The sequence below is a fragment of the Actinacidiphila polyblastidii genome, from assembly GCF_036353415.1.
Taxonomy (GTDB): Bacteria; Actinomycetota; Actinomycetes; order Streptomycetales; family Streptomycetaceae; genus Actinacidiphila; species Actinacidiphila polyblastidii.
On record NZ_JAZEWV010000015.1, the window covers coordinates 65,115 to 90,909 of the forward strand.

Here is a 25,795-nt window from a genome sequence, read left to right on the forward strand (position 1 = left end):
GGCACCACCACCCCCGCACCCCATAAGGGAATCCATGAGCCAGCACCTCACCGACGCGCCCAGCTCCGCCGCCGCTCCCGCTGCCGACGACGCCGAGCGCAGAGACTGGTGGCGCGACGCGGTCATCTACCAGGTCTACCCGCGCAGTTTCGCCGACGCGAACGGCGACGGCATGGGCGACCTGCCGGGCGTCACGGCCCGGCTGCCGTATCTGCGGGACCTCGGCGTGGACGCCGTGTGGCTGTCGCCGTTCTACGCCTCGCCGCAGGCCGACGCCGGCTACGACGTCGCGGACTACCGCGCGGTGGACCCCGTGTTCGGCACCCTCAACGACGCCGACGACCTGGTGCGGGCGGCGCACGCGCTGGGCCTGCGGGTGATCGTGGACGTGGTGCCGAACCACTGCTCCGACCAGCACGAGTGGTTCAAGCAGGCGCTGCGCGAGGGCGCGGGCTCGCCGCTGCGGGACCGCTTCCACTTCCGGCCCGGCAAGGGCGCGCACGGCGAACTGCCGCCCAACGACTGGGAGTCCATCTTCGGTGGCCCGGCCTGGACCCGCACGGTCGACGGCGACGGCAGACCGGGCGAGTGGTACCTGCACCTGTTCGCGCCGGAGCAGCCCGACTTCAACTGGAAGCACCCGGCGGTGCACGACGAGTTCCGCTCGGTGCTGCGCTTCTGGCTCGACCTGGGCGTCGACGGCTTCCGGGTCGACGTGGCGCACGGCCTGGTGAAGGCCGACGGCCTGCCCGACATCGGGCACTCCGAGCAGCTGGCGCTGCTGGGCACCGCGACGATGCCGTACTTCGACCAGGACGGCGTGCACGAGATCTACCGCGACTGGCGGCAGATCCTGGACGAGTACGCGCCGCGGCTGCGCCCGGGGGCCGCCCCCAGCGACCGCATCGCGGTCGCCGAGGCGTGGACGCCGACGATCGAGCGCGCCGCGCTGTACCTGCGCCCCGACGAGCTGCACCAGGCGTTCAACTTCGAGTACCTGTCGGCCGGCTGGGACGCGGCCGAGCTGCGCGCGGTGGTCGAGCGGTCGCTGTCCGCGATGGGCGCGGTGGGCGCTCCCGCGACGTGGGTGCTGTCGAACCACGACGTGACCCGGCACGCCACCCGCTTCGCCAACCCGCCGGGCGGCGGCACCCAGCTGCGGGAGCCGGGCGACCGCGAGCTGGGCCTGCGCCGGGCCCGCGCGGCGGCGCTGCTGATGCTGGCGCTGCCGGGCTCCGCGTACCTCTACCAGGGCGAGGAGCTGGGCCTGCCGGACGTCACCGACCTGCCGGACGAGGTGCGGCAGGACCCGTCGTTCTTCCGCGCCGCCGGCCAGGACGGCTTCCGCGACGGCTGCCGGGTGCCGATCCCGTGGTCGGGCACCGAGGCGCCGTACGGCTTCGGCCCGGTGCCGGGCGGCCCGAGCTGGCTGCCGCAGCCGCCGGAGTGGGCGGGCCTGAGCGTCGAGGCGCAGCAGGGCGACCCCGGCTCCACGCTGGAGCTGTACCGGGCGGCGCTGCGGCTGCGCCGCGAGCTGCCGGCGCTCGGCGCGGGCGCGGCGGTGACCTGGCTGGACGCGCCGCAGGGCGTCCTGGCCTTCCGACGCGACGCGCCGGAAGGCGCCGCGGGGACCGGCAACGCCACCGAGGCGGCGGACGGCGCCGGAAGCGGTTTCGTCTGCACGGTGAACACGACCGGCGCCCCGGTCGAGCTGGCCGCGCCCGGCCGGCCGCTGCTGTCCAGCGCGGCCGGCGGCGCCGCGCAGCCGGTTGATGGCGATTCGGCCGTCCGCGTCACGATCGCCGCGGACACGGCAATTTGGTGGGCGATCTGACGTGGTGGCGTTCCGTCCCCTAGCATCCGGTGGTGTGACCGCACGGCTCGCTGACATCGCAGCCCAGGCGGGGGTCAGTGAGGCGACGGTCAGCCGGGTGCTCAACGGCAAACCGGGCGTCTCCGCTGCCACCCGCGAATCCGTCCTCGCCGCACTCGACCTGCTCGGGTACGAGCGGCCGGTCCGGCTGCGGCAGCGCAGCGCCGGCCTGGTCGGCCTGATCACGCCCGAGCTGCTGAACCCGATCTTCCCGGCCTTCGCCCAGATCATCGGCCAGGCACTGACCCGGCAGGGCTACACCCCGGTGCTGGCCACCCAGACGCCCGGCGGCTCCACCGAGGACGAGCTGGTGGAGATGCTGGTCGAGCGCGGGGTGGCGGGCATCATCTTCGCCTCCGGGCTGCACGCCGACTCCACCGCCGACATGGAGCGCTACGCCCGGCTGCACGGGCAGGGCGTGCCGTTCGTGCTGATCAACGGCTTCTCGGAGAAGATCGACGCGCCGTTCGTGTCGCCCGACGACCGGGCCGCGGTCCGGCTGGCGGTCACCCACCTCGCGGCGCTCGGCCACCGCAGGATCGGCCTCGCGGTGGGCCAGCAGCGCTACGTGCCGGTCCAGCGCAAGATCGAGGGCTTCGTGGCGTCCATGGGCGACGTGCTGGGGCTGCCGGAGGGGGAGGCGCGGTCACTGGTCCAGCACTCCCTGTACACGCTGGAGGGCGGTCAGGCCGCGGCGACCGCGCTGATCGGCGCGGGCTGCACCGCGATCGTCTGCGCGTCGGACATGATGGCGCTCGGCGCCGTCCGGGCGGCGCGCCAGCAGGGCCTCTCGGTGCCGGACGACGTCTCGGTGGTCGGCTACGACGACTCGCCGCTGATCGCCTTCACCGATCCGCCGCTGACCACCATCCGGCAGCCGGTGGCCGCGATGAGCCAGGCCGCGGTGAACGCGCTGCTGGAGGAGATAGCCGGCACTCCGGCGCCGCACAGCGAGTTCGTCTTCCTGCCCGAGCTGGTGGTGCGCGGCTCGACCGCGGCGGGTCCCGCCGACCGGGGCGGCGCCCTGCCGTCGCAGCAGGCGCAGGGCGGCTCGGCGCGCGGGGTGTCCGGGGCGACGCGCGGAGTGTCCGATTCGACCGGTGTATGACCTGCTCGGGCGGTCGGATCTGGCAGACTGGTGTCCTATGGGGGAACCGACCGCGAAGACTGCCGACTCGCTGAACGGCCGTACCGCCGACTCACAGGGCTCCACCGTGTCGATTCCCGTCGCAGGAGCCACCGGAGTCGCCCGTACGGCGCCCCGGAACACCCTGCTCGCGCGGCTGCGCACCCCTCGCAGTCCGCGGCTGTGGTTCGAGGTGCTGCTGATCGGCGTCAGCTACTGGCTGTACTCGCTGGTCAGGAACGCGGTGCCGGAGAAGCGCACGCTCGCGATGCGGCACGCCGACTGGGTGTGGTCGTTCGAGCACCATCTGGGACTGGCCGTGGAGCACTCGGTCAATCACTCGGTGAACTCGGTGACCTGGCTGATCGTCGGCATGAACTACTACTACGCCACCCTGCACTTCGTCATCACCATCGGTGTGCTGGTGTGGCTGTACGTGTACCACCCCGGGCGGTACGGCCCGGCCCGGATGGTGCTCTTCCTGACCACGTGGCTGGCGCTGGTGGGGTTCTGGGCGTTCCCGCTGGCGCCGCCGCGGCTGATGACCGGCGGCGGCTTCGTCGACACCGTCGAGGTGCACCACACCTGGGGCTCCATGTCCCAGGGCAGCCTGGCGCACGTGTCGAACCAGTACGCGGCGATGCCGTCGATGCACATCGGCTGGTCGCTGTGGTGCGGGATCACCATCGCGACCCTCGCCAAGCCGCTGTGGGCGAAGCTGGTGGGCGCGCTCTACCCGGTGTTCACGCTCACCGTGATCATCTCCACCGGCAACCACTTCTGGCTCGACGCGGCCGGCGGCGCGCTGTGCCTGGCGGTCGGCTACGGCGTGGCCTACGCCGTGTACGGGCGCTGGGTCTACCGGCTGCCGCGGGTGCCGGCCCGGCCGGCCGCCGGAAGCCGGGTGCGGCCGGACGCTCAGCCCTCGTAGAACAGCCGCTCCACCACCGCGCGGGCCCGCCGGGTGCGGCGGCGGTAGTCCTCCAGCATGTCCCCGACGTGGCCGGGCGGGTACCCGAGGTAGCGGGCGACCGCGGCCAGCTCGCGGGAGTCACCGGGGAAGGTGTCGCCCGGCCTGCCGCGTACCAGCATCACCGCGTTGCGCACCCGGGTGGCGAGCACCCAGGCGTCGTCCAGCACGGCGGCGTCGGCGGCGTCCACCAGGCCCTCGGCGGTCGCCGCGGCCAGCGCCCGGCGGGTGCCGGTGGTGCGCAGCGAGGGCAGCCGCGCGGCGTGTTCGAGCTGCAGCAGCTGGACGGTCCACTCCACGTCGGACAGGCCGCCGCGGCCCAGCTTGGCGTGCGTGGTGGGGTCGGAGCCGCGCGGCATCCGCTCGGACTCCATCCGGGCCTTGAGCCGGCGGATCTCGCGGACCGCCTCGTCGTCGAGCCCGGCCTCGGGATAGCGGTAGGGGTCGATGAGCGCCACGAAGCGCTCGCCGAGCCCCGGATCGCCGGCCACCGGCGCGGCCCGCAGCAGGGCGTGCCGCTCCCACACCAGCGACCACCGGCGGTAGTACGCCTGGTAGGAGGCGAGGCTGCGGACCAGCGGGCCGCTCTTGCCCTCGGGGCGCAGGTCGGCGTCGATGATCAGCGGCGGGTCGGCGGTGGGCACCTGGAGCAGGCGGCGCAGCTCGTCCGCGACCGCGCCGGCCGCGCGCGCCGCCTCGGTCTGGTCGACGCCCTCCCGCGGCTCGTGCACGAAGAGCACGTCCGCGTCGGAGCCGTAGCCCAGTTCGCGGCCGCCGAAGCGGCCCATCGCGATGACCGCGAAGCGGCTGGGCAGCGGCTGGGCGTCGCCGTCGGTCACGCTGCGCACCGCCGCCCGCAGCGCGCCGGACAGCGTCGCCGACGTCAGCCCGTAGACGGCGGCGGCGACCCGGTCGACCAGCGCGCCCGGGTCCCACTCGGCGGGCGCGGTCGGCTCGTCGTGCTCGACGTCGTCGCCGTAGGTGTCGATCAGGTCGGCGGCGGCGGTGCGGAACAGCTCGCGTCTGCGGATTCCGCGGACCGCGGCGGCGCCCTGCTCGGGGGTGTCGGCGCGGCCGACCGCGGCGAGCACCTCCTGTTCGAGCGCGGCGTGCCCGGGTGGCCGCAGGCCGTCGGGCGTGCCCAGCAGCGCGACCGCCTCGGGGGCGCGCATCAGCAGGTCGGGGGCGAGCCGGCCGGAGGACAGCACCCGGGCCAGCCGCTGGGCGGCGGCGCCCTCGTCGCGCAGCAGCCGCAGGTACCAGGGGGTGCGGCCGAGGGCGTCGGAGACCTTGCGGAAGCCGAGCAGTCCGGCGTCGGGGTCGGCGGAGTCGGCGAACCAGGCGAGCAGCACCGGCAGCAGCGTCCGCTGGATCGCCGCCTTGCGGCTGACGCCGCTGGCCAGCGCCTCCAGGTGGCGGATCGCGGCGGCGGGGTCGGCATAGCCGAGTGCCTGCAGCCGCTCGCGGGCGGCGCCGGGGCGCAGCCGGGTGTCGTCGGGGCCGAGCTGGGCGACGGCGTCGAGCAGCGGCCGGTAGAAGAGCTTCTCGTGGAGCCGCCGCACCTCCCTGGCGTGCCGCTTCCACTCGCCGTTCAGGCCGGCCAGCGGGTCGGCGCGGAAGCCCAGGCCGCGGCCGAGCCTGCGCAGGTCGGCCTCGGTGTCGGGGACCAGGTGGGTGCGGCGCAGTTTCTGCAGCTGGATGCGGTGCTCCATCAGCCGCAGGAAGCGGTAGGCGTCGTCGAGGGAGGCGGCGTCGGCGCGGCCCACGTAGCCGCCGGCGGCGAGGTCGGCCAGCGCGGTGAGGGTGGTGCCGCTGCGCAGCGAGGTGTCGGTGCGGCCGTGCACGAGCTGGAGCAGCTGCACCGCGAACTCGACGTCGCGCAGGCCGCCGGGCCCGAGCTTCAGCTCCCGCTCGACCTGGGCGGCGGGGATGTTGTCGACGACGCGGCGGCGCATCTGCTGCACGTCGGTGACGAAGTGCTCGCGGTCGGCGGCCTGCCACACCATGGGGCGGATCGCGTCCATGTACGCGGCGCCGAGCGCCGCGTCGCCGGCCACCGGGCGGGCCTTGAGCAGCGCCTGGAACTCCCAGGTCTTGGCCCATCGCTTGTAGTAGGCGAGGTGCGAGGAGAGGGTGCGGACCAGCGGGCCGTTCTTGCCCTCGGGGCGCAGGTTGGCGTCGACAGGCCAGATGGTGCCCTCGGCCGTGGTGTCGGAGCAGATCCGCATCATGCGGGCGGCCAGCCGGGTGGCGGCCTGGACGGCCCGGCCCTCGTCGAAGGGCGCGCCCGGGTCGCCGGCCGGCGATGCGGGCGCCTGGTCGCCGCCGGGGGGCTCCGCGACGAAGATGACGTCGACGTCGGAGACGTAGTTCAGCTCGTGCCCGCCGCACTTGCCCATGCCGATGACGGAGAGCCGGCAGGCGGCGGCGTCCTGCGGCTGCTCGGCGGCGGCCATGGCGAGGGCGGCGCGCAGCGTGGCGGTGGCGAGGTCGGCGAGTTCGGCGGCGATACGGACCAGGTCGCCGGTGCCGCACACGTCGCGGGCCGCTATGCCGAGCAGGCAGCGGCGGTAGCCGCGGCGCAGCGCGTCCGGATCGGCGGCGGCGGTGAGCACGCGCTCGAAGTCGTCGACGCCGGGGTGCAGGTCGGCGGCCTCGTACGTGACCAGGGCGTGCCAGTCGCCGGGGTGCCGGGCCAGGTGGTCGCCGAGCGCCTCGGACGCGCCGAGGACGCCGAGCAGGCGGTCGCGGAGCGGTTTGGCGGCGGTGAGGGTGTCCAGCAGGGTGCGGCGCTCGCCGTCGGCGAGCGCCTCGGCGAGCCGGACCAGGCCCAGCAGCGCCTGGTCGGGGTCGGCGGTGGCGCCCAGCGCGTCCAGCAGGACGGGGTCGCTGCGCACGGCGCTGAGCGCGTCGCCGTTCAGCAGCCGCTCGGCGGTGCCCGGGTCGGTGAAGCCGTGGCGCAGCAGCCGGGAGAAGGTGCTGCTGCGTCGCCCCTGCATCGGCCCTCCCGCGGGTCACCACAACCAGTCAGCCCACACCACTGCACGCCACCACGGCGCGTCACCGCGGCGTCCCACCACGGCACGCCACCGCCGCACCTGACCACCGGCCGCCGCCACCGCGGCACGCCGTGCGCCCGGCCGTTGATCAAGGCGCCCTCCGAGCGTAACCGCCCCGGGCGCGGACTCCCACACGGCGGGTTCCGGCCGTTCTGCGAAAGTTCACCTGGGTACAGGTACCTCATCGGTAACGGGAGCCCTAGCTTTGGCATGCACATCGCACACCACATTCGTACCCCCATACCGGAGGTAACCCGTGCGCAGCCGCAGTCGTACCGCAATGCTCACCGCCGGCGGCCTCGCCGCCGCCTCCGCCGGCCTGTGGGCCGGCCTGGGCGGCGCCGCCCAGGCCGCCGGAGCGGTACCGACCCCCGACCACACCGTGGTGGTCGTGATGGAGAACCACGCGTACAGCCAGGTGATCGGCAGCTCCAGCGCCCCGTACATCAACTCGCTGAAGTCCGGCGGCGCGAACATCTCCCAGAGCCACGCCATCACCCACCCCAGCCAGCCCAACTACTACGCGCTGTTCTCCGGTTCGACGCAGGGCGTCACCGACGACAGCTGCGTCACGCCCGGCTTCAGCTCCGCCGCCAACCTCGGCTCCGAGGTGATCGCCGCGGGCAAGAGCTGGGGCAGCTACAACGAGACGCTCCCCAGCCAGGGTTCGACCACCTGCAAGAGCGGCAACTACGCGCAGAAGCACAACCCGTGGTTCGGCTTCAGCAACGTGCCGACCTCCACCGCGAAGACCTTCGCGCAGTTCCCCACGGACTACTCGACGCTGCCGAAGATGTCCTTCGTCACGCCGAACCTGTGCAGCGACATGCACGACTGCTCGGTCTCCACCGGCGACACCTGGATCAAGAACAACCTGGGTGCGTACGCCACATGGGCCAAGACCCACAACAGCGTGCTCGTCGTCACCTTCGACGAGGACAACTCGCTGAGCGGCAACCGCATCCCGACCGTGTTCTACGGCCAGCCGGTCACCGCGGGCAGCTCGTCCGCCACCACGTACAACCACTACAACCTGCTGCGCACGCTGGAGGACCTGGCGGGCACCTCCTCGCACGCCGGGCAGGCCGCCTCCGCGTCCGACATCACCGGGATCTGGGCCGGCTGACGGATGTACGTCAGCGAGAGCCGCGGCAGCACTCCCGCGGCGACCGCCTCGCCGACCGCGCGCCCGACCGCCCGGGGCCTGTTCCCCGGGCGGTCCGCCGTGAGCGCCACGGTGCTCGCGCTCGGCACGGTCAGCCTGATCACCGACGTCTCGTCGGAGATGGTCACCGCGGTGCTGCCGCTCTACCTGGTCACCGGACTCGGCCTGTCCCCGCTCGGCTTCGGGCTGCTGGACGGCGTCTACAACGGTTTCAGCGCGCTGGTCCGGCTGGTCGGCGGCCATCTCGCCGACCGCGGCGGCCGCCACAAGGCGGTGGCCGTCGTCGGCTACGGTCTGTCCGCGCTGTGCAAGCCGCTGCTGCTCGCCGCGCACACCCTGCCGCTGATCGGCGCGGTGCTCGCCGCCGACCGCACCGGCAAGGGCCTGCGGACCGCGCCGCGCGACGCGATGATCTCGCTGTCCGCCGCGCCGGAGGTGCGCGGCCGTGCCTTCGGCGTGCACCGCGCGATGGACACCACCGGCGCGCTGCTCGGGCCGCTGGCCGCCTTCCTGATTCTGCGTCAGGCCGCGGACGGCTACGACGCGGTGTTCACGGTGAGCTTCTGCGTGGCGGCCTTCGGCGTGGTGGTGCTGCTGCTCTTCGTGCCGTCGCGGGCGCCCGGACTCGGCCTGCCCGCCGGGCGGTCGGCGCCGGCCGCCGGCGGCGCGGGCGAACCACAAGCCGAACGCCCCACGCTGCGCGCCGCGTTGGCGCTGCTCAACCGGCGCGAGCTGCGCGGACTCACGCTGTGCGCGGTCGCGCTGGGCCTCGCCACGGTGAGCGACTCCTTCGTCTACCTGCTGCTGCAGCGCCGGCTCGGCGTGCCGGACCGGTGGTTCGCGCTGCTCCCGCTGGGCACCGCCGCGGCCTTCCTGCTGCTCGCGGTGCCGCTCGGCCGCTGGGCCGACCGGGTGGGCCGCTGGCGGGTCTTCGTCGGCGGCCACCTGGCGCTGCTGCTGGCCTACGGGCTGCTGCTCGGCGGCTCGCGCGCGGGCGCGCTGCCGTACGCCGTGCTGGGGCTGCACGGCGCGTTCTACGCCGCCACCGACGGGGTGCTGATGGCCGCGGCGGCCGGCTCCGTACCGGCCGGGCTGCGCTCCAGCGGCCTGGCCCTCGTGCAGACCGGGCAGGCCGCGGCCCGCTTCGTCTGCTCGATCGCCTTCGGCGCCGCCTGGACCGCCTGGGGCGACCGCTCGGCGCTCGGCGGCGCGGCGGTGGCCCTGACGGTGAGCATGGCGATGGCGCTGGCGCTGCGGCCGCGCGGACAGGAGACGCGATGACGGTGACCGAGGACGGCCAGGGCGTCGGGGGGCCGGACGGCACGCCGGGCACGGACGGTTCCGCCGCCGGTTCCGCGGCCGGCGCTGGGGACGGCGGCGCGACGGCGGCCGGCGAGGCGCCGATGGGCGTACGCGGCAGGCTGCTCGTGCTCGTGGCGTGCGTGGCGGTGCTGGCGTGCGTGGCGGGCGCGGCCGTCTGGCACGCCTCGGCCAGGGCGGACCGCAGGAATCAGGTGCAGGCGGGAGGCCCGGTGGTGCACGCCGGGCCGGTCTCGCTCGCGCCCGCGGCCGCCCCGGCGGCGGGCGCGGCTGCCCCGGCGGCCGGCACGCTGGTGTTCCGTTCGATGGCCTGGGGGCCGCACCGCGACGAGCTGACCGGCGTCCCGGCCGGCGCGCCGAACGGGCCGCGCACCGCCTCCGGCGTCAAGTGCCTGCGCTTCTACGCCGCCGGCGGCACCGGCATCTGCCTGCAGGCGGTGCGCGGCGCGGTCGACGACTCGTACCGCGCGGTCGTCCTGGACGCGCGGCTGCGCACGGTCCGCACCGTCGCGCTGGCCGGCATCCCCACCCGGGCCCGGGTCTCGCCCAGCGGGCGGATGGTCGCCTGGACGGTCTTCGTGGGCGGCGACTCGTACGCGGTCGGCGCCTTCTCCACGCGCACCTCGATCCTCGACACCAGGACCGGCGTCCTGCAGTCCACCCTGGAGGACTACGACGTGACCCGCGACGGCCACCGGGTGCGGGCCGCCGACGTCAACTTCTGGGGCGTCACCTTCGCCGACGACACGCACTTCTACGCGACGCTGGCCACCGGCGGTCACACCTACCTGATCCACGGCGACACCACCACCAGGACCGCCGTGACGCTGCGCACCAACGTGGAGTGCCCGTCGCTCTCCCCCGACGGCACCCGCATCGCCTTCAAGAAGCGGGTGCCGGGACTGTCCTCCGACGCCCCCTGGCGGCTGTACGTGCTGGACCTGGCGACCCTGCGCGACCACCCCACCGCCGAGACCCGCGACGTCGACGACCAGGCGGTCTGGTCGGACGGCCACACGCTGGCGTACGCGCTGCCCGGCGACTACGGCTCCGACCTCTACACCGTGCCCGCCGACGGCAGCGGCGCGCCCCGCCTGCTGACCGCCTCCGCGCTCTCCCCCGCCTGGATCCGCTGACGGCTCCACCCCTCCGGGGCCCACCCACACTTCGCACCGACCCGGGAACACAACAGTCGAAGTTCATCGGAATGAGTGCATCTTCCGACATCCGGCCGAATACCGCCCCTCGGGTCTGATAGTCAGTCAGGCGTGCCCGCGCACCGGGCACAGGGGTGGGGGCCCGGGATGCCACAACATCCGTTCACAAACGTCGAGTTGATGCTCGTCCACCACGCCGGCCGGGAGCGGACCTGGGACCGCGGCGAGACGCTGCTGCCCGAGGGCTCACTGCCCGACGAGGTCATCCTCGTCGAGACCGGACTGGTCAAGGTCGCCCGGCAGGCGCCGAACGGCTACACCAGCGTGCTCGCCGTCCGCGGGCCGGGCGACCTGCTCGGCGAGCTGTCCTGCCTGGACGGCAGGCCGCGCTCGGCCACCGCCGTCGCCATGCGTCCGGTGACCGGGGTGTCGGTGCCCGCGGGGCGGTTCCTGCGGCTGCTGGAGGAGCACGGCGCGCTCGCGCTCGCGGTGCTGCGCAGCGTCGCGGCGCGGCTGCGCGACTCCGACCGGCTGCGGGCGGACCAGGGCGCGTACGGCTCCGGCATCCGCGTCGCCCGGGTGCTGCTCGACATGGCCCTCGCGCACGGCGTGCCCGTCGCGGACCGCCCCGGCGCGCTCGCCGTCGTCGTCAACCAGCACGAGCTGGCGGGCGCGGCCGGCACCTCGCGGGAGTCGGTGGTGCGCACCCTGCGGGTGCTCCAGCAGGACGAACTCGTCCTGGTCGCCCGCGGCCGGCTGCTGGTCACCGACCCCGAACGGCTGGCGCGCTGGGGCGCCGGCTGACCCCGCACGGGCCGGCAGCGCGCCTGCCGTTCGACGACACCGCACGGCCGTCGGCGGCGGACGTCGGCCGGCCGCGGCGGTGGCCGAAGAACGGCGGTACGGCGTCGGGGCGCAACGGCGGTACGGCGGCACCGCGGAACCGACGGCAACGACCGGAGAACGGTCCCGCGCAGTGCGTCATCTGACGCTGCGGACGGCGCCGCGCACTCGATATGCAGGTCACACCACCGGCGGTCGCGGGACCGGCAGGGGGCGCACCGCGCGCACCGGCTCCGCGAGAACGCGCCGGGTACCGGGGAGAAGAGGCTGACAACACGTGGCAGTCACACCACAGTATTTCGTCATTCTGGTCGTCGACATCGAGCGGTTCGGCGCCCGGCCGAATCCCGTCCAGACCTTCCTGCGCCGCAGCCTGTACGAGCTGCTCGAATCGGCGCTCGAGGAGGCCGGGATCGACCACCGCGGCGGCGCCCGGCCGGTCGACCGCGGGGACGGCCTGTTCCTGCTGCTGCCGGGGTCCGTCCCCAAGACCGACCTGGTCGGTCTGTTCGTCGCCCGGCTGCGGACCGGGCTGCGGGCGCACGCCCAGACCAGCAGCGACGCCGCGGCCCTGCGGCTGCGCGTCGTCCTGCACTCGGGCGAGGTCGCCTGGGACGGCCGCGGCTGGGTCGGCGAGGACCTCAACACCGCCTGCCGGATGGTCGACCACCAGCCGCTGCGCGACACGCTGGCCGCGGCCGGCGACGCGCAGCTGGTGCTGGGGATCTCCGACGGCTGGCACCGCAGCGTGCTCCGGCACGACTACCCGCAGCTGGACACGGCCGCGTTCCGGCCGGTGCGGTTCGACGCCAAGGAGATCCAGGACGAGACCGTCTGGGTCCTGGTGCCGGGCTACCCCGCGCCGCCGGGCCTGGAGCACGCCGGGACCGCGGAGCCGGCGGCCGCCGGCCACCCCGTACGGCACGCGGCCGCCGCACGCTCCGCGAACGGTGCGGCGCCGCCTGCCGCCGCGCCACCCACCACCGCACCGCCCACCACCGCACCGCCCACCACCGCAGCACCCACCACCGCAGCACAGCACCCGTCCTGGAGGCCGGAGATGCCCACAGCCTCACCCGACTCACCCGACGAGCCGTACTCCGTGTCCGTGTCGCAGACCGGCGGGGGCACCCAGCAGGCCGTCGGCATCAACCACGGCTATGTCAGCCAGAGCGGCGCCGGCTCCGCCGGTCCCGCGCCCGACCCCGTCCTCCTCGCGCACATCACCACGCTGCGCCGGGCGCTGCGCGACGCCCGGCAGCACAGCGAGGTGGACGCGGACACCTTCGAGGGCGCCTCGCGCGCGCTCGACGAGGCCGCCCGGGAGGCGGCCGCGGGTCCCGCGGGCCGCAGCAGGTTCGTGCTGGCCCTGCGCAGTTTCCGGGGCCTGGTCGAGCCGGTGACCGCCCTCGCGGCGGCCGCGGCCGCCGTCATCGCGTCAGTCAGGGGGAACGGATCATGAACACGATGAACGGCGGCGACAGCCGCCCGCCCCAGCAGGGCCCCGGCGTCCACCAGAGCAGCGGACCCGGCGGCGACGTCGGGGTGCAGCAGGCTGTCGGCGCCAACCACGGCCAGGTCACCCAGATCGGCGGCGACCAGTACGTCGTGCACCCCGACGCCACCCCCGAGGAGCGCTACGCGATGGGTCTGCGGCTGCTGGAGGCCGGACTGCGCGTGAGGGCCGAGGAGCTGATCAGCGAGGCGGTCGCGCACGGACTGGACACGCCGGAGGTCCTCTACTACTGGGCGCTGTCGATCGTCAGCCGCCGCGCCGTGCAGGACGTGGCCTCCCCTGAGGACATGGAGCGCCTGCGGGCCGTCGAGCGCCTCGCCGGCGACCTCGGCCGGGACCCGTTCGGGCAGGCGCTGCGGGTCGTCATGACGATGCTGGACGAGGCGTTCGGGCGCCCCTCCGACGCGGACCCGGCAGACGAGCTGTCCTCCCGCCGCGGCGGCACCGCGGAGACGGCCGCGGCCGCGCTGACCGAGGACCGGCAGCGCGAACTCCGCGACCACCTGCGGCACTTCGGTACGGAGATCGCCCGGGAGCGCGGTGCGGCGGCCGAACGGCAGGACATCGAGGAGCACCGGCTCGACGGGCGGCGCCGCGAGCGGGTGCCCCTGTTCTTCGAGCCGGAGCCGCTGCCGCCGGTGCGGGTCCAGCAGGTCGGCGTGGTGCTGAAGCGGCGGTTCAAGGCCATGGCGGTGGCCGGCGGACTGCTGCTGCTGGCGGGCCTGGTGGAGGGCGTCCCCGCCGCCTTCCGCGGCTCGGTCGGCACCGCGCTCGTCGGCCTGCTGCTGTGCGCGGCCGGCGGCGCCGGCGCGCTGCGCTTCGGACCGGACCGCGCGTGGCTGCGGCAGCGCGCGAAGGTCGAGGACTTCTGGCGGGAGCACGGCGGCCCGATCAGCCGCCGGCACGTGCCGTTCCTGCCGGAATGGGACCCGGGCGTCCCGGCCGGGCCGCAGGCGGAGTTCGCCGCCGCCGTCGGGCAGATCGTCACCGACCACTTCGCGGCGCAGCCGCGGCAGAACGAGGACCGGAACGCGTGGTGGGCCGCGTCGGCGGTGACGCGTGACGACCTGACGCTGACGCTCACCGACACGTACGGGCCGGACGCCGACCCGTACGGTCTCGACTGGCTGGTCCGCGGCTACGCGCGGGAGGCCGCGCGGCTGTGGCGGGAGGGAGGGCTCGGCAACGGGCCCCGGAGCAGGGTGTCGCTCGCGATGCATGCCGGGTGGTTCGGCGGGCTCCTGCTGCTGGCGATCGGCGTGCTGGCGGTCGGCTCGGCGGCGGGTGGTCAGGACGCGGGGGCCACCGCCCTCGCCGCGGTGCTCTGCGCCGGCGGCGGCTGGCTGGGCGCCAAGGGCGCGGTGCCGTTCCGCCACGAACACCTGCGGCGCACGGTGGACCGCGAGGAGATCGACGCCCACGCGGCGGGCGAGCGCGGCGCGTACGACGAGTGGCGGGCCTTCCTGGACGCCGAGCAGCCGAAGGACTGGGAGATGGGCCGCTGGCTCAACTACGACACGCGGTGGCTGCGCGGCGAGGCCCTCGCCCAGTACGACCTGCGCCCGCAGCAGGTCGTCTACGACTTCTTCGTCCTGGAGGCCGGCGACGACGCCCGCCGGGCGCGGGTGTTCAACGGCCCGATGCGGTACTCCGTCTACCGGGTCCGGCTCTACGTGATGACCGAGCGCGGCATCCGGCTGGCCACGTGGACGCTGGACTTCGCCGAGGGCACCCACCACGGCAGGTCCGACACGTCCCAGCGCTACGAGTCGATCTCGTCGGTGAAGGTGGACCGGGCCAGCATCCAGCTGACCGACCGCCGCTCCGGCCACCGGGAGACCGTCACGGTCCTGCCGGACGGGTCGATCCGCGGCAACCCGGAGCAGGGTGAGCTGATGCTCAGCGAGGAGCTGGTCATCGAGCGGGACAGCAGCCACGAGACCCGGCTGAAGGTGGAGAACTTCACCACGATCCGGCACCACGCGTACGAGGACCTGCGCCACCTGCTGCAGCTGTCGCAGGAGGCGTCCGGCATCTCCACCGCGTCCCGGATCCTCGTCGCGGTGGCGGCGGAGGGCCGCGAGTGGTTCGACGAGCAGCGGCAGCGCAACAGCCGCCGGTTCGCCGAGTCCAAGGAGCGGCCGGCCGGGGACGCGCAGGTCAAGCAGCTGGTCCCGCGCCAGCCGGGCGCCCCGGCGGGCGGGTCCGCGGCCGGGTCCGGGGGCGGGACCGCGCAGGAGGGCCCGGCGGCGGGGGCGTAACCCCCGCCGGGGGCCGGCGGCACGAGGGGGGCCGCCGGCCCCGGTCCCCTGGCCGGTCGGGGCGGACGCCGGGAGCCTGGCATGAGCAGGTCCGGGCTGACGGAGTGCCTGCCGACGACCCGGGCGGCGGCCGGCCCGGCGCGGGCGGACGCCCTCACGGACGGCCGCCTCGTCGTCCACCACCTGCGCCGCTGCTGACACCGCGCCGGCGGCTGCGGGTCAACCCTCGAACTCGTACTCCAGCACGTACGAGCCGGCGTCAAGAACCATCTCGTTGACCTCGACGGCCCGCCCGTCCGCGGTGAAGGCCGTCCGGCAGACGAGGACGACCGGCGTGCCCGCCGCCAGGCGCAGCCGGTCCGCCTCGTCGGCGGTGGGCATCCGCGAGCGGATCTCCTCGCGGAACCGGACGGGTTCGTGGCCGAGTTCGGCGAGGCGGGCGTAGGCGCCGCCGGCGCCGGTGTCATGCCGGGTGATCGCCGAATCCGCGACGAGCGCGGCCGGGTAGTACGACACCGACAGCAGCACCGGCTTGCCGTCGAGCACGAACCGGCGGTCGCGCACCCACGTCCTGGCTCCGCCGAGCACTCCGGCAACGGCCTCGGGAGCGTCCTTCTCCGCGACCTCGACGACCTCGACGGCGAGGTCCCGGTCGCCCACGTCCGTGCCCCAGACGGAACGGCCGGACCCCCACCGCTCGCGCGCGAGCCGCTGGATCCCGCGCCGCCTGATCGGACGGAACTCGCGCACGAACACCCCGGCGCCCTTGCGCGCCTCGGCCAGGCCCTCGGCCTGCAGCACGGCGAGCGCCTGACGCGCGGTCATCCGCGCGACCCCATGTTCGGCCATCAGGTCGTTCTCCCCCGGCAGACGGTCACCGGGCGCGTACCGCCCCGCCTCGATGCCCTGCTTGAGCGCACCGGCGATGCGCCGGTACTTCGGCTCCCGGTTGCTGCCCGCGGTCGTCATCGAACGTCCTTCCTGGTGATCTCTAGACATCCTAGGCGGGCGCCGACGGACGGGCTCGTGCCGACGTCGCAGACGACGAGTCAGGTCGCGGCTTCGCGCTCGTCGCCGATCTCGCCAGGGGATGACTCCGGGTACAGGGGACGGGCCACCCCCAGGTCCGCCGGGGGCGGTGGCCGCTACGATCATCGCGGCGTCCCACACGTGTTCGACCGAGACCCCGGGAGCCCGGGGTGGTCCGGCGCGGGAGTTCGGGGCGAGTGTGCCGGTCTCGTCCTCTCGGAGTCACCCCATGCGCATCCCGCTTGCCCGCGTCGCGTCCCTCGCGGCTCTGTTCGGACTTCTCGCGGCGTGTTCCGTCACCGGCAACGCGCGGATCGGGCGGGCGGCCGGTGCTTCGGCCGACGCGCGGGTGGCAGGCGCGTCCGGTCCGGGGGCCGACCTGATGGCGCTGCTCGTACCGTATCCGGCGGGCGCACGGCCCTGGACCCAGACCAGGACCGGGGTCATGAACCTCGACGAGTTCCTCGACGCCTTCTACACCAGCAAGAACCGCGCGTCGACGCGGGATCTTCTGGTCTCCCGCGGCTTCACCACCGCGGTCCGGCACGGCTGGTTCGACGCCGACGGCACCCAGAAGGACATCTGGCTGGTGAGGTTCTCCTCCGCGGAAGGCGCCGGCAGCGAGTACCTCAGCGTGACCGGGAACTGGCGGGACGCCGCGAAGCCGACGACGACGTTCGCCCTGCCGGCGATCCACGGCCTCGGGGAACTCGTCCCCGCCGTCGACGATCTCGGCCACACCTCGGCGAAGGCCGCCGCGTCCCTGGGCGACGTCTTCCTCTATGCCCGCGTCTACGCCCGCACGTCCCCGGAACGGGCCGAGGTCAGCGGCCTGGCCGAGAAGCAGTACGACGCCCTGCCGAACTGACCCCGGGCCGGCGGTCCACCATCGCCGGCCGCCGGCCCGGGGTTTGCGGGTGCGGCTACAGCACCGGCAGGTTCTTCCTCAGCTCGAAGGCGGTGACCTCGGAGCGGTACTCCTCCCACTCCTGCTTCTTGTTGCGCAGGAAGTTGCACCCCCGCCAAGCGGCCTGCGCCTTCGGCCCGATGACCCCCTCTGACCTGCAAGTGAACACTCGTCACCGGTCGACATCGGTCAACGTTGGCCACCTTCGCACGGCCCACAGACGGCCCCACAACCTGCGTGCTAGAGCCACCGCCGCTCCACCCTCCAGGTTTACGCCCTCGCTGGCGCGCTCCCGTGATCCGGGTTGCACAGAGAGCTCGCACTCCCTTCCTGCACCAGATGTAGCGGTTTTCGCACCTATAGCCGTCCAAGTGGGTAGACTCCGTGCACTCACTTGACACGGAGAGAAGCGCCGATGCCCAGCCACCAGTTCTGCATATACGAGCTCAGGATTCGACAGCTCAACAAGAAGGACGCATTCCGAGACGTTGCGAGCTTTACGCCGTCCCGAGCCGACCTTCTCGCAGATCTGGAAAATTTCCTTGAAAATCAAATGGGAACCAAAGGCGTTTCCCTCGACAAGGGCGAGCATTACATTCGCCTAAGCCGCTCCTCTACCAAAAACCGGATCATCTGGCCAACTGTCGAGTCAGGCCGATTCGGATCAACCGGCAAGGTGGTAGATAAGGACACAGGCGACGACACCTATAGCATAAAGGATTCGGACGCCCCGACATATCCGATGCGGCAGGCATTTATTGTACCGACAGCCGGGGATCGGGCCCTATGGGCGACGGAAGTCGTAGGGCACAACTCGGCCATTACATCACTCTGGAACTCTTTCTATGACTGGTTCCGCGAGAAGTACGACTCTGAGAGGCTGACCCTAGAGCGGTCCCCACTGCAGGATACGGATGCTTGGAAGGCGTTCATCGATGAATCCGAACTACAAGAAATCAAGTTCGTGGCACACGTTTCGGATTCCGATGGCAGCGTAGGCGTTCGCGCACAGGAATTCATCTCCAAATCAGGACGCGGAACACGACTCCCGAAATGGTGGCTGGGCGGAGCCCTCAAGAAGGAGCTTCCGGCATCAACCGTATTTTCAATCTCCGGCATACCCGAAGCCGATGAGGTGCACCTGGAGATTGAACGTGACGGACGGTCGAGGCGGATCGTCGTGGGTCGAGATTTCCCTCGCTTCATGTATCAGCTTGAAGATGCAGGGGGCGTACGACCCAGCGACACCGTGTTCCGTGAGGCGGTACTGTCAGAGGCAGGTGCTTCACTAGACCTCATGGGGGTGACCCGGGACACCTGGCAGCGGTGACTCGGACCCACCGCGTGGGGGAGGGCCACAATGAGCGCCAAATGGGATGTCCGTGACATCATTCGCGCCAACTTCAGGACGTATCGGAATAACACCACGGACAAGGTGATGGTCTCCGACTATATCGCCTTTGTTATTGCGCCACTGGCCATCGCTTTGACGTGTTCCTTTATGGCCCATTTTAAGCACTTCAAGCTACTGGATGTGTCTCGCCTGGTAGGTGGGATTGGCATCTTTACGGGCCTACTGTTCGGCCTATTGACCAACGTTTTCACCTTGAGTCTAAGAGTGCAAAGAGACGAGGGACTGACTCGCGATCACGAGTTGGTAGTACAGGTTAAAGAGCTGTTTGCGAATGTGAGTTGGTCCGTCATCGTGGGACTTACTCTAGTCGTTGCGATGGTCGCTGCGAGCGTGACCCATAAGTCCACACAGCCCGTCGGAGCAGCCTGGACAGGCGTTCTCACGTTTCTTTTTCTTCACTTGGTGATGACCGTCTTCATGGCACTAAAAAGACTGTGGTTCGCGCATAGCAAGATTGCAAGACTTCCCCCGAAGAAATAAGCCCCTGGGGATCCCTCCAGCACTACGCGCGAACCGGCTCTATCACATTCCACATCGTCCCATTGCGAGCAAATGCGAGCTCGCGGCGAGTAGTTCCGAATGCGACTCGGCGATTCGAGCCGCCGCGAGTACTGAATTGAATAGCGATTCAGTTGAAAGCCCCTCGGAGTAATTCTCGACAGCCTTGAGCAGCGACCACGCTGGCCCCTCGATTCCGAGCACGTCTACTTCGCTCAGGCCCGATTGACAAAGCTCGTCCGCGAGTTCTTCGGCACGGTGGAAGTAAGCCAATGTGAAGCCGCGGTTGCCGTCGTAGGTGGCGGTGCGGAGGATTTCGGAGATGGAGGCTTGCATCCGCTCGGTGTGCAGGTGGGCCAGGGCCGCGTGCTCGAAGAGTGATGCGTAGCGGTTGATTGCTGCTGCGGCGACCAGGCCGCCGGGGCGGACGACGCGGCGGGCTTCGGCCAGTGCCTGCCGGCGGTCCGCAGGGTCGGGCAGGTGGTAGAGCGGGCCCAGCAGCAGGACCACGTCGTAGCTGTCGTCCGCCGCGTCCAGGTGGCGGGCGTCTCCGATCGAGGCGCGGCAGATGCTCGACGCCTGCTCGACATGCCGCGCGATCGGGTCGACCAAGTCGACCTCGTAGCCGTCTTCGACGAGCCACCGCGCGTGGGCTCCCGGGCCGCCGCCGACGTCCAGGATCTTGGCGGGCGCCGGCGGGAGGTACCGGCGCAGGAGCTCCTGCGTGCGGATCAGTTCCAGTCGTCCATCTGCAGCGATGCTCAGACGCTCGCTCTCGTCGACGGTCTCGGAGTAGAAGCGTTCGACCTCGGGTGCCAGCTCTAGGTTCGACATGGTGGCAGTATCGTGTGTACCGGTGGACCAGTCCAGTACGGCAAGCCCTGGGAGGGCGTATGGCGACGCTCAAGTACGAAGAGATCGCGGAATCTCTGCGGGCCCGCATCGCTGAGGGCGACTTTGCCCCTGGCGCCACGGTGCCGTCCACGCGTGAGCTGTCCGAGCAGTGGTCGGTGTCGCGGGCGACGGCGGTCAAAGCCATGGACGTTCTGCGCGCCGATGGGGTGGTCGAGGCACGCCAGGGCACGGGGTTCGTCGTCACCGAGGTTCCCGTCGCGCGCCCGGCCGGCGGGCGCCGCGCGGGATCGGCCCGGGTCACCGGCGGCATGCCCTTCCTGCGGGTGGGAACGCCCGACTGGGCCACACCGTCGGAACGCGTCGCTGGCGCGCTCGGTCTGGACGAAGGCGTGCAGGCGCTCCGCCGGGTGCGCGTGCAGCAGCTCCCCGACGGCACCCCGCACAGCTACACGGAGGCGTGGTTCCCGCCGGACATCGCGGAGCAGGCCCCGCGGCTAGGCCAGGCCGCCCCGCTGACCGAAGGAACGACCCGCTACGTCCGTCGCTCCACGGGACGCTTCCCGGTCGAGGGCGAGGATGTGACCACGGTGCGCCTGGCTACCGAGGTCGAGGCGGAACACCTGGGACTTGACGGTCCGACAGCTGTCGCCGTCGTGCTCCACATCGCCTACGACGCGGAGCACCGCGCACTCGTCTGCGAGGAAGGCGCGACTCCTGCCGAGTACTTCGAGCAGGTCGAGACCTACCCCATGTAGAGCCAATGCCCGGCACGTGAACCTGGACCAGTCCACCGGTCCAGGTTTTTTTCTGCCCATCTGACGCGCTCTCACCTGCACTAACACCCGTTCGGCGGAGTGGCGTTGGATGCGCGGGACTTGACTGGACCGGTCCACCGGTCCAGTCTCTTGGTTGTGGCCGCAGGGTCGCCCGGATCTCTCCGGGTGAACCACACCGCCATGCGCAGGTGCGTCCGGAGGGCCCCGTGAGACGGGTCCGAAGGAAGCGCTCGTTGCTTGAGAACTCCATACGTGGGCCCCGCCTCCCCGAGTCGAAAAGGCGGTCTGCGCGGCTGTTGAGCTGCGCGTTTGCAGCCTGTGCTGCACGTCGTCCATCGCGCCGGTTGTGGCGGTGGTCGGCGTGGGGCCGCAGGAGCGTCCCTCATGAGTGCGGCGTCCGGGTGGCACCCCAGACGCCGCTTACAGGTACCTGACTAGGAGGACCTGTGTTCGTCAGTCTGACAGAGGCCGAACGGGACGATCTGTCCCGGAAGGTCGCCGACGCCAACAAGCGCTCCGAGAACGGGAGTGGCAGGTGAGCGCCGCCGCAGGCACGTTCGCCGCGGTGTTCGCCGCGCTGTACGTCGCTCACTCCGTGGGTGATCACTGGGTGCAGACGCACGCTCAGGCGCTTGCCAAGGGCCGCCCTGGCTGGCCGGGCCGCCTCGCCGACGCCCGGCACGTGGCCACCCTGACCGCCACCAAGCTGATCGTGCTGCTGCCCGTGGCCGCGCTGCTGGGCCTGCGCCTGTCGCTGCTCGGTCTGCTGGCCGGGATGGGCGTGGACGCGCTCTCGCACTGGTGGGCCGACCGCCGCAGCACCCTGGCTGCCCTGGCCCGGGTGACCGGTAAGGCTGAGTTCTACGACCTCGGCACGCCGGCGCATCCCGCGCACCCGGTCACCGGGGACGGCTCGACGGCCGCGCACCTGGGGACCGGCGCCTACGCGCTCGACCGGTCCTTCCACCACCTGTGGCTGCTGGTCGCCGCGCTGCTGATCACCCTGCTCTGACCCAACCTCCTCACCCGGGGCGGCCGCACATCCGCCAAGACACCGGCCACCCCGGGCCCCTTCGCATCCGTTCGGAGACGCTTCCCATGCCTGACTTCATCGGCCCCCACCGGGCCACCAGCACCACCGACTTCCTCGAACTGGCCCTCGGCACCCCGCTGGACCTGTGGCTGGGGCAGGAGGGCGAGAGCAACCAGGAGCGCGCCGCCCGGCTCGCCGCGGCCCGCGACATCATCGCGGACGACCCGGGCCTGTACGACCGCACCACCGCGCTCGCGGTCGAGACCATCGGCCAGACCATGCCGGAGCTGCTGCGGCTCGCCCCGACCCCGCGTCCGGCCGTGCCGGTCCGCCGGCCGCGCCGCCGGGGGGTGGCGGCATGAAGACCGCACCGCGCATCCTCACGATGGCCGCCGCCGGGGTCATCATCGCCCTGACCGCCGCCGCGTTCTGGCTGTCCTACGCGCACCTACAGTCGGTCGCCGCCACGCACGGCCTGGCCACCTCGCCCGCCCGGGCGTGGGCCTGGCCCGCGACGCTCGACCTGTTCATCGTCGCCGGTGAGTTACTGCTGCTGCGCGCCTCGCTCACCGCGCGCACCGACTGGTGGGCCATCGGCCTGACCGTCACCGGCAGCGGCGGCTCCATCGCGCTGAACATCTCCGGTGTCGGTGCGCACGCGCACACCCTGGCCTACGTCGTGGCCGCAGTACCGCCCACCGCTGCGCTGCTGGCGTTCGGCGCGCTGATGCGACAGGTACACGACGCGCTCGCCTCACCCGCCACGCTCGCCGACCCCGTACCCGTCACCGCCCCGGAAGCGGGCGGGACAGTCCCGCCGGTCGAGTCCGTTCCGGCTGGTCAGCCCGCGACCGCTCCCACCCCCGCGACCCCGCAGGCCGCACCGGTCGACCCGTCGCCCGCACCGCGACCGCGACGCCCCCGGCAAGCCCCGGGCGCGGGCAAGACCGCCCGCCCGGTGCGCACCGATGACGAGTTGCTGGCGCACCTGCGAGAGCTGCGCACCGGCGCGGACGCGCCGCTGTCGCAGCGCGCGGTCCTGGCCGCGCTCGGTATCGGCGTCCCGCGCCTGCGCGCGCTGCTCGACGCGCACGGCCTGACCCTCAATCCGCTTCCCGCCCCCGCGCCGCTGCACCTGGTCGACACCGACCAGCAGCAGTCCAGCGCGGCGGCCCTGTGAGAACCGGAGACCCGCCATGACCGACCTCCCCGCAGCTTCGGCCGAAGCCGTCGAAGCCGCGAAGCAGGGTGAGCAGTTCGCCGCGATCCTCGCCGCGCTGCAAGCCCAGCAGATCATTCAGGCCCAGCAGCCCACCCCGCCCCCGCCCGTCATCGTCCAGCCCTCGACGGCCGCCACGGCCGGCAAGTGGCTGGCGATCTGCGCGGGCGGCTCCATGCTCATGATCACGGTCGCGTTCGCCGCGGTCGCGCTCGCCATCGCCGCGGGCTGCACCGCGATCGTGGTCCTGGTCGTCTACGGCATCTGGCGCGACGTCCGCTCCGGTGGTGGCCGCCGATGATCCGCACCCACCCCGACGACCCGCCCCTGACCGGTGCGGAAGCCGCGAAGGTCGCATGGCTGGTCGCCCGTATGGCCAAGCGCAGCCTCGCCGGTGAAGACGTCTACTTCGCCGACTTGCAGCGCAAGTTGGACCGCATTCTCAAGGCCGCGCGTGAGCGCGCAGACAAGGCCGCTGCTGCGGCCCGCACGTGACCCTGCCCCGGGGTGGCCGCACATCCGCCAAGACACCGGCCACCCCGGGCCCTTCGCTCCCCATGCAGGAAGCAGGAGACCCCAGCATGACTGAGATCATCGACATCAACACACACCGCCCCCGACCCATAACCGACTTCACCAAGCGCGACGACCAGCCGCGCCCGGTGCTGGAAGGCGTCGTCATCCCCAACGACACTCCCACTCCGACCCCGGTTCGGCCGGACTACGGGGTGCGGGTGCGGCGTGCCGTGGGTGTGACGCGGCACGTCATCACGCATGAGCGGACCAAGACCGGTGCCCGACTGGTGGCCCGGCACGGTTCGTATGTCGCGGGTGGTGCGGGGCTGTTGGCTAAGCGCGCCTGGGATGGCCGCAGCGCCGCGCGGTATGAGCGGATGATGCGGATCGCCGAAGCCGCCGGCAACAGTGAAGAGGCGAAGGAATGGGAGGAGCGCGGACGGCAGTTCCGGGCCGCGCGTCACCAGCGGCGGATGGACATGCTGACCATGCCGGGCCGCGCGGCGAAAGCCCTGGTGGTCGGCACCGCCACCACCGCGGGCGGACTGCTGGGCTTGGGGATGCTGCTGGCGGTGGCGGAGAAGGACCCGGGCCTTGTGCTCGCCCCGATCATGGTCACGATCGACGCGATCCGGTGGGCCGTGCTGATCGTGACGATCGTGTGGGGTCCGGCCCTGTTCCTCGCCCCCTGGGCCGCCTTCCTCGGTCTGTGGAACGTCGGTCGCCTGCGCGGCGCGGCGCCGCAGTGGGCGCTTCCCGCCCGGGAGCGGGGCGACGGCGAACCGGTCACCCCCTCGATCGTCGTCAAGGCCCTGCGCGACCTGGGGATCGCCCCGTTGCGGAACGCCATCAAGTCGATGGAGGACAACGGCGCGGGCATGCTCTCCCCGATCGTGCTCGCCGGATGCGGCGTGGAAGTGGACATCACGCTTCCTTCCGGATCGTCCACGGAGGAAGTGTTGAACCGGCGCCGCAAGCTCGCGGAGAACCTGGGCCGCCATGAGCATGAGGTGCATCTGTCGATCGCGCCGGCCGCCCGCACGGTCCGCGCGTGGATCGCCGACTCGGGGGCGTTGGATGAGCCGATCGGCCCGTCGCCGCTGGTCATGGACCCTGACATCACCGCCGACTACATCAAGGGCCGCGCCCCCTGGGGTGTCGACCTGCGCGGAGACACCGCGCTGATCAGCCTGTATCAGCGGATGATGCTCATCACGGGCCTGTCCAACCAGGGCAAGACCGCCTCGCTCCGGGCGCTGGCCCTGTGGCTGGCGCACGATGTCGCGGTGCGGTTCTGGATCGGCGATCTCAAGGGCATCGGGGACTGGCGGATGTTCACCGGGATCGCGGAAGTGCTGATCGAGGGACCGACCGATGACCACGTCATCGACGTGACCGAGATGGTCAAAGCAGGCGTGCAGGAGATGAACCGTCGCCTGCTCGCCCCTTCCGGCAACACGTTCCCGCCGCTGGTCATCATCGTGGACGAAGCGCAGGTCGCGTACGGGTCTGCGGCCCGGGAGTCGTACACCACGGACAACGGCACCGTCCGGTACGGCGCGCCCTACGGCGGGAGCAAGGCCACCAGCCGCTACTTCCAGGCCGTGAAGAAGATCCACGACCAGGGCCGCGCGGTCAACGTCACCATCTGGGAGGGCACTCAGGACCCGACGAACGAGAACCTGCCCAAGCGCTCCCGCGAGGGCAACCACATCCGTTCCTCGCTGGTACTCGGCACCGAGTCGCAGGCGCGGATGGCGCTGGGAGACAACGCCGTCGACGCCGGAGCGGCACCGCACAAGCTCCGGCAGGGACTCGACAAGGGTGTCGTCGTGGTCGCCGGTGACGGCATCAAGCTCGCCCCCGGACAGCCCTCGATCACGGTCCGGACGCACTACATCGACGAGGACCAGGCCAAGGAACTCGCCGAGCGCATCAAGGCCCGGCGCGCCGGCGTCGACACCCGCACCACCGCGCAGGACGACGAAACGGAGACCGTGGACCACCTCGCGGACATCCTCGCCGTGATGGGAGACGCCACACGGATGCGGACCGACGAGGTCCGGCACGGACTGGCGACCCTGAACCCCGCCGTCTACGCCCGCTGGACCGCGCAGGACCTCACCGCGGTACTCACCGCCGCGGGCGCCGCGCCCTACAAGTCCGGCGTCATGGTCGTGTCCGCGAACCTCGTCCGCGAGGCGATCGACCGCCGCGACAGCGGCACCGAGGATGCCGCCGAGAGTGACGGAGAGTAA

At 72.3% G+C, this 25,795-nt stretch carries 22 protein-coding genes and 1 pseudogene; 19 read left to right on the forward strand and 4 right to left on the reverse strand.

Annotated elements, in window-relative coordinates:
- Positions 1-34 precede the first annotated feature (34 nt).
- Genes V2S66_RS19565 through V2S66_RS19575 form a run of 3 tightly spaced genes read left to right on the forward strand, consistent with a single transcriptional unit; the run spans position 35 to position 3,930 of the window.
- Positions 35-1,834 (forward strand): glycoside hydrolase family 13 protein, encoded by a 1,800-nt coding sequence (locus V2S66_RS19565; RefSeq protein WP_330797154.1) that lies wholly within the window; start codon positions 35-37, stop codon positions 1,832-1,834.
- Positions 1,835-1,868: 34 nt separating this feature from the next.
- On the forward strand, positions 1,869-2,981 hold the full coding sequence (locus tag V2S66_RS19570; protein ID WP_330797155.1) for a LacI family DNA-binding transcriptional regulator: 1,113 nt from the start codon (positions 1,869-1,871) through the stop codon (positions 2,979-2,981).
- A gap of 37 nt (positions 2,982-3,018) precedes the next feature.
- Positions 3,019-3,930 carry a phosphatase PAP2 family protein gene (locus tag V2S66_RS19575; protein ID WP_330797156.1) on the forward strand — a complete coding sequence of 304 codons (912 nt, stop codon included), beginning with the start codon at positions 3,019-3,021 and terminating at the stop codon, positions 3,928-3,930.
- Here the strand turns inward: V2S66_RS19575 and V2S66_RS19580 are convergent.
- Positions 3,918-6,968 carry a bifunctional [glutamine synthetase] adenylyltransferase/[glutamine synthetase]-adenylyl-L-tyrosine phosphorylase gene (locus tag V2S66_RS19580; RefSeq protein ID WP_330797157.1) on the reverse strand — a complete coding sequence of 1,017 codons (3,051 nt, stop codon included), beginning with the start codon at positions 6,966-6,968 and terminating at the stop codon, positions 3,918-3,920. The genes V2S66_RS19575 and V2S66_RS19580 overlap by 13 nt on opposite strands.
- A gap of 340 nt (positions 6,969-7,308) precedes the next feature.
- On the opposite strand from V2S66_RS19580, the gene V2S66_RS19585 reads away from it, so the two are divergent.
- From V2S66_RS19585 to V2S66_RS19610, 6 genes are all read left to right on the forward strand, one after another.
- Positions 7,309-8,154, forward strand: coding sequence for an alkaline phosphatase family protein (locus tag V2S66_RS19585; protein WP_330797226.1), 846 nt, complete (start codon positions 7,309-7,311; stop codon positions 8,152-8,154).
- Positions 8,155-8,157: 3 nt separating this feature from the next.
- Positions 8,158-9,474, forward strand: coding sequence for an MFS transporter (locus V2S66_RS19590; RefSeq protein ID WP_330797158.1), 1,317 nt, complete (start codon positions 8,158-8,160; stop codon positions 9,472-9,474).
- Positions 9,475-9,596: 122 nt separating this feature from the next.
- On the forward strand, positions 9,597-10,649 hold the full coding sequence (locus V2S66_RS19595) for a TolB family protein (protein ID WP_330797227.1): 1,053 nt from the start codon (positions 9,597-9,599) through the stop codon (positions 10,647-10,649).
- 168 nt (positions 10,650-10,817) lie between these two features.
- On the forward strand, positions 10,818-11,474 hold the full coding sequence (locus tag V2S66_RS19600; RefSeq protein ID WP_330797159.1) for a Crp/Fnr family transcriptional regulator: 657 nt from the start codon (positions 10,818-10,820) through the stop codon (positions 11,472-11,474).
- Between the two features lie 316 nt (positions 11,475-11,790).
- On the forward strand, positions 11,791-12,975 hold the full coding sequence (locus tag V2S66_RS19605) for a hypothetical protein (RefSeq protein WP_330797161.1): 1,185 nt from the start codon (positions 11,791-11,793) through the stop codon (positions 12,973-12,975).
- Entirely contained in the window at positions 12,972-15,290 is a 2,319-nt protein-coding gene (locus V2S66_RS19610) for a hypothetical protein (RefSeq protein ID WP_330797162.1), read from the forward strand. The genes V2S66_RS19605 and V2S66_RS19610 overlap by 4 nt, the downstream gene beginning before the upstream one ends.
- Positions 15,291-15,509: 219 nt before the next feature.
- Here the strand turns inward: V2S66_RS19610 and V2S66_RS19615 are convergent, their stop codons facing one another.
- Entirely contained in the window at positions 15,510-16,259 is a 750-nt protein-coding gene (locus V2S66_RS19615) for a GntR family transcriptional regulator (RefSeq protein ID WP_330797164.1), read from the reverse strand.
- Positions 16,260-16,548: 289 nt separating this feature from the next.
- Between V2S66_RS19615 and V2S66_RS19620 the strand changes: the two genes are divergently transcribed.
- Positions 16,549-17,187 (forward strand): hypothetical protein, encoded by a 639-nt coding sequence (locus tag V2S66_RS19620; protein WP_330797165.1) that lies wholly within the window; start codon positions 16,549-16,551, stop codon positions 17,185-17,187.
- A gap of 55 nt (positions 17,188-17,242) precedes the next feature.
- Here the strand turns inward: V2S66_RS19620 and V2S66_RS34565 are convergent.
- Positions 17,243-17,329 (reverse strand): annotated as a pseudogene (locus V2S66_RS34565) (glutamine synthetase); the annotation flags it as partial.
- A gap of 312 nt (positions 17,330-17,641) precedes the next feature.
- Here V2S66_RS34565 and V2S66_RS19630 point away from each other — a divergent pair.
- Entirely contained in the window at positions 17,642-18,556 is a 915-nt protein-coding gene (locus tag V2S66_RS19630) for a hypothetical protein (RefSeq protein ID WP_330797167.1), read from the forward strand.
- Positions 18,557-18,586: 30 nt separating this feature from the next.
- Complete coding sequence (locus V2S66_RS19635) at positions 18,587-19,120, forward strand: hypothetical protein (protein WP_330797168.1); 534 nt, start codon at positions 18,587-18,589, stop codon at positions 19,118-19,120.
- A 42-nt stretch (positions 19,121-19,162) separates the two neighbouring features.
- On the opposite strand, the gene V2S66_RS19640 is transcribed toward V2S66_RS19635, so the two are convergent.
- Positions 19,163-19,972, reverse strand: coding sequence for a class I SAM-dependent methyltransferase (locus V2S66_RS19640; protein WP_330797169.1), 810 nt, complete (start codon positions 19,970-19,972; stop codon positions 19,163-19,165).
- 59 nt (positions 19,973-20,031) lie between these two features.
- Between V2S66_RS19640 and V2S66_RS19645 the strand changes: the two genes are divergently transcribed.
- The 7 genes from V2S66_RS19645 to V2S66_RS19675 all read left to right on the forward strand — a co-directional run bounded on the left by V2S66_RS19645 (position 20,032) and on the right by V2S66_RS19675 (position 25,795).
- Positions 20,032-20,748: a GntR family transcriptional regulator gene (locus tag V2S66_RS19645; RefSeq protein WP_330797170.1), complete on the forward strand. Its 717-nt coding sequence runs from the start codon at positions 20,032-20,034 to the stop codon at positions 20,746-20,748.
- Positions 20,749-21,304: 556 nt separating this feature from the next.
- Positions 21,305-21,781 (forward strand): transcriptional regulator, encoded by a 477-nt coding sequence (locus V2S66_RS19650; protein WP_330797171.1) that lies wholly within the window; start codon positions 21,305-21,307, stop codon positions 21,779-21,781.
- Positions 21,782-21,867: 86 nt separating this feature from the next.
- Entirely contained in the window at positions 21,868-22,164 is a 297-nt protein-coding gene (locus V2S66_RS19655) for a hypothetical protein (protein WP_330797172.1), read from the forward strand.
- On the forward strand, positions 22,161-22,982 hold the full coding sequence (locus tag V2S66_RS19660) for a DUF2637 domain-containing protein (protein ID WP_330797173.1): 822 nt from the start codon (positions 22,161-22,163) through the stop codon (positions 22,980-22,982). Before V2S66_RS19655 ends, V2S66_RS19660 begins: the two co-directional genes overlap by 4 nt.
- A 16-nt stretch (positions 22,983-22,998) precedes the next feature.
- Entirely contained in the window at positions 22,999-23,322 is a 324-nt protein-coding gene (locus V2S66_RS19665; RefSeq protein WP_330797174.1) for a hypothetical protein, read from the forward strand.
- Entirely contained in the window at positions 23,319-23,516 is a 198-nt protein-coding gene (locus V2S66_RS19670; protein ID WP_330797175.1) for a DUF6257 family protein, read from the forward strand. Before V2S66_RS19665 ends, V2S66_RS19670 begins: the two co-directional genes overlap by 4 nt.
- A gap of 86 nt (positions 23,517-23,602) precedes the next feature.
- Positions 23,603-25,795: an ATP-binding protein gene (locus V2S66_RS19675; RefSeq protein ID WP_330797176.1), complete on the forward strand. Its 2,193-nt coding sequence runs from the start codon at positions 23,603-23,605 to the stop codon at positions 25,793-25,795.

Coding starts and splice junctions, on each gene's coding strand:
- V2S66_RS19595 (WP_330797227.1), top strand. CDS start 9,597: ATGGGCGTACGCGGCAGGCTGCTCGTGCTCGTGGCGTGCGTGGCGGTG.
- V2S66_RS19590 (WP_330797158.1), top strand. CDS start 8,158: ATGTACGTCAGCGAGAGCCGCGGCAGCACTCCCGCGGCGACCGCCTCG.
- V2S66_RS19645 (WP_330797170.1), top strand. CDS start 20,032: ATGGCGACGCTCAAGTACGAAGAGATCGCGGAATCTCTGCGGGCCCGC.
- V2S66_RS19575 (WP_330797156.1), top strand. CDS start 3,019: ATGGGGGAACCGACCGCGAAGACTGCCGACTCGCTGAACGGCCGTACC.
- V2S66_RS19610 (WP_330797162.1), top strand. CDS start 12,972: ATGAACACGATGAACGGCGGCGACAGCCGCCCGCCCCAGCAGGGCCCC.
- V2S66_RS19600 (WP_330797159.1), top strand. CDS start 10,818: ATGCCACAACATCCGTTCACAAACGTCGAGTTGATGCTCGTCCACCAC.
- V2S66_RS19580 (WP_330797157.1), bottom strand. CDS start 6,968: ATGCAGGGGCGACGCAGCAGCACCTTCTCCCGGCTGCTGCGCCACGGC.
- V2S66_RS19640 (WP_330797169.1), bottom strand. CDS start 19,972: ATGTCGAACCTAGAGCTGGCACCCGAGGTCGAACGCTTCTACTCCGAG.
- V2S66_RS19615 (WP_330797164.1), bottom strand. CDS start 16,259: ATGACGACCGCGGGCAGCAACCGGGAGCCGAAGTACCGGCGCATCGCC.
- V2S66_RS19660 (WP_330797173.1), top strand. CDS start 22,161: ATGAAGACCGCACCGCGCATCCTCACGATGGCCGCCGCCGGGGTCATC.
- V2S66_RS19565 (WP_330797154.1), top strand. CDS start 35: ATGAGCCAGCACCTCACCGACGCGCCCAGCTCCGCCGCCGCTCCCGCT.
- V2S66_RS19630 (WP_330797167.1), top strand. CDS start 17,642: ATGCCCAGCCACCAGTTCTGCATATACGAGCTCAGGATTCGACAGCTC.
- V2S66_RS19620 (WP_330797165.1), top strand. CDS start 16,549: ATGCGCATCCCGCTTGCCCGCGTCGCGTCCCTCGCGGCTCTGTTCGGA.
- V2S66_RS19665 (WP_330797174.1), top strand. CDS start 22,999: ATGACCGACCTCCCCGCAGCTTCGGCCGAAGCCGTCGAAGCCGCGAAG.
- V2S66_RS19670 (WP_330797175.1), top strand. CDS start 23,319: ATGATCCGCACCCACCCCGACGACCCGCCCCTGACCGGTGCGGAAGCC.
- V2S66_RS19585 (WP_330797226.1), top strand. CDS start 7,309: ATGCTCACCGCCGGCGGCCTCGCCGCCGCCTCCGCCGGCCTGTGGGCC.
- V2S66_RS19675 (WP_330797176.1), top strand. CDS start 23,603: ATGACTGAGATCATCGACATCAACACACACCGCCCCCGACCCATAACC.
- V2S66_RS19635 (WP_330797168.1), top strand. CDS start 18,587: ATGAGCGCCAAATGGGATGTCCGTGACATCATTCGCGCCAACTTCAGG.
- V2S66_RS19655 (WP_330797172.1), top strand. CDS start 21,868: ATGCCTGACTTCATCGGCCCCCACCGGGCCACCAGCACCACCGACTTC.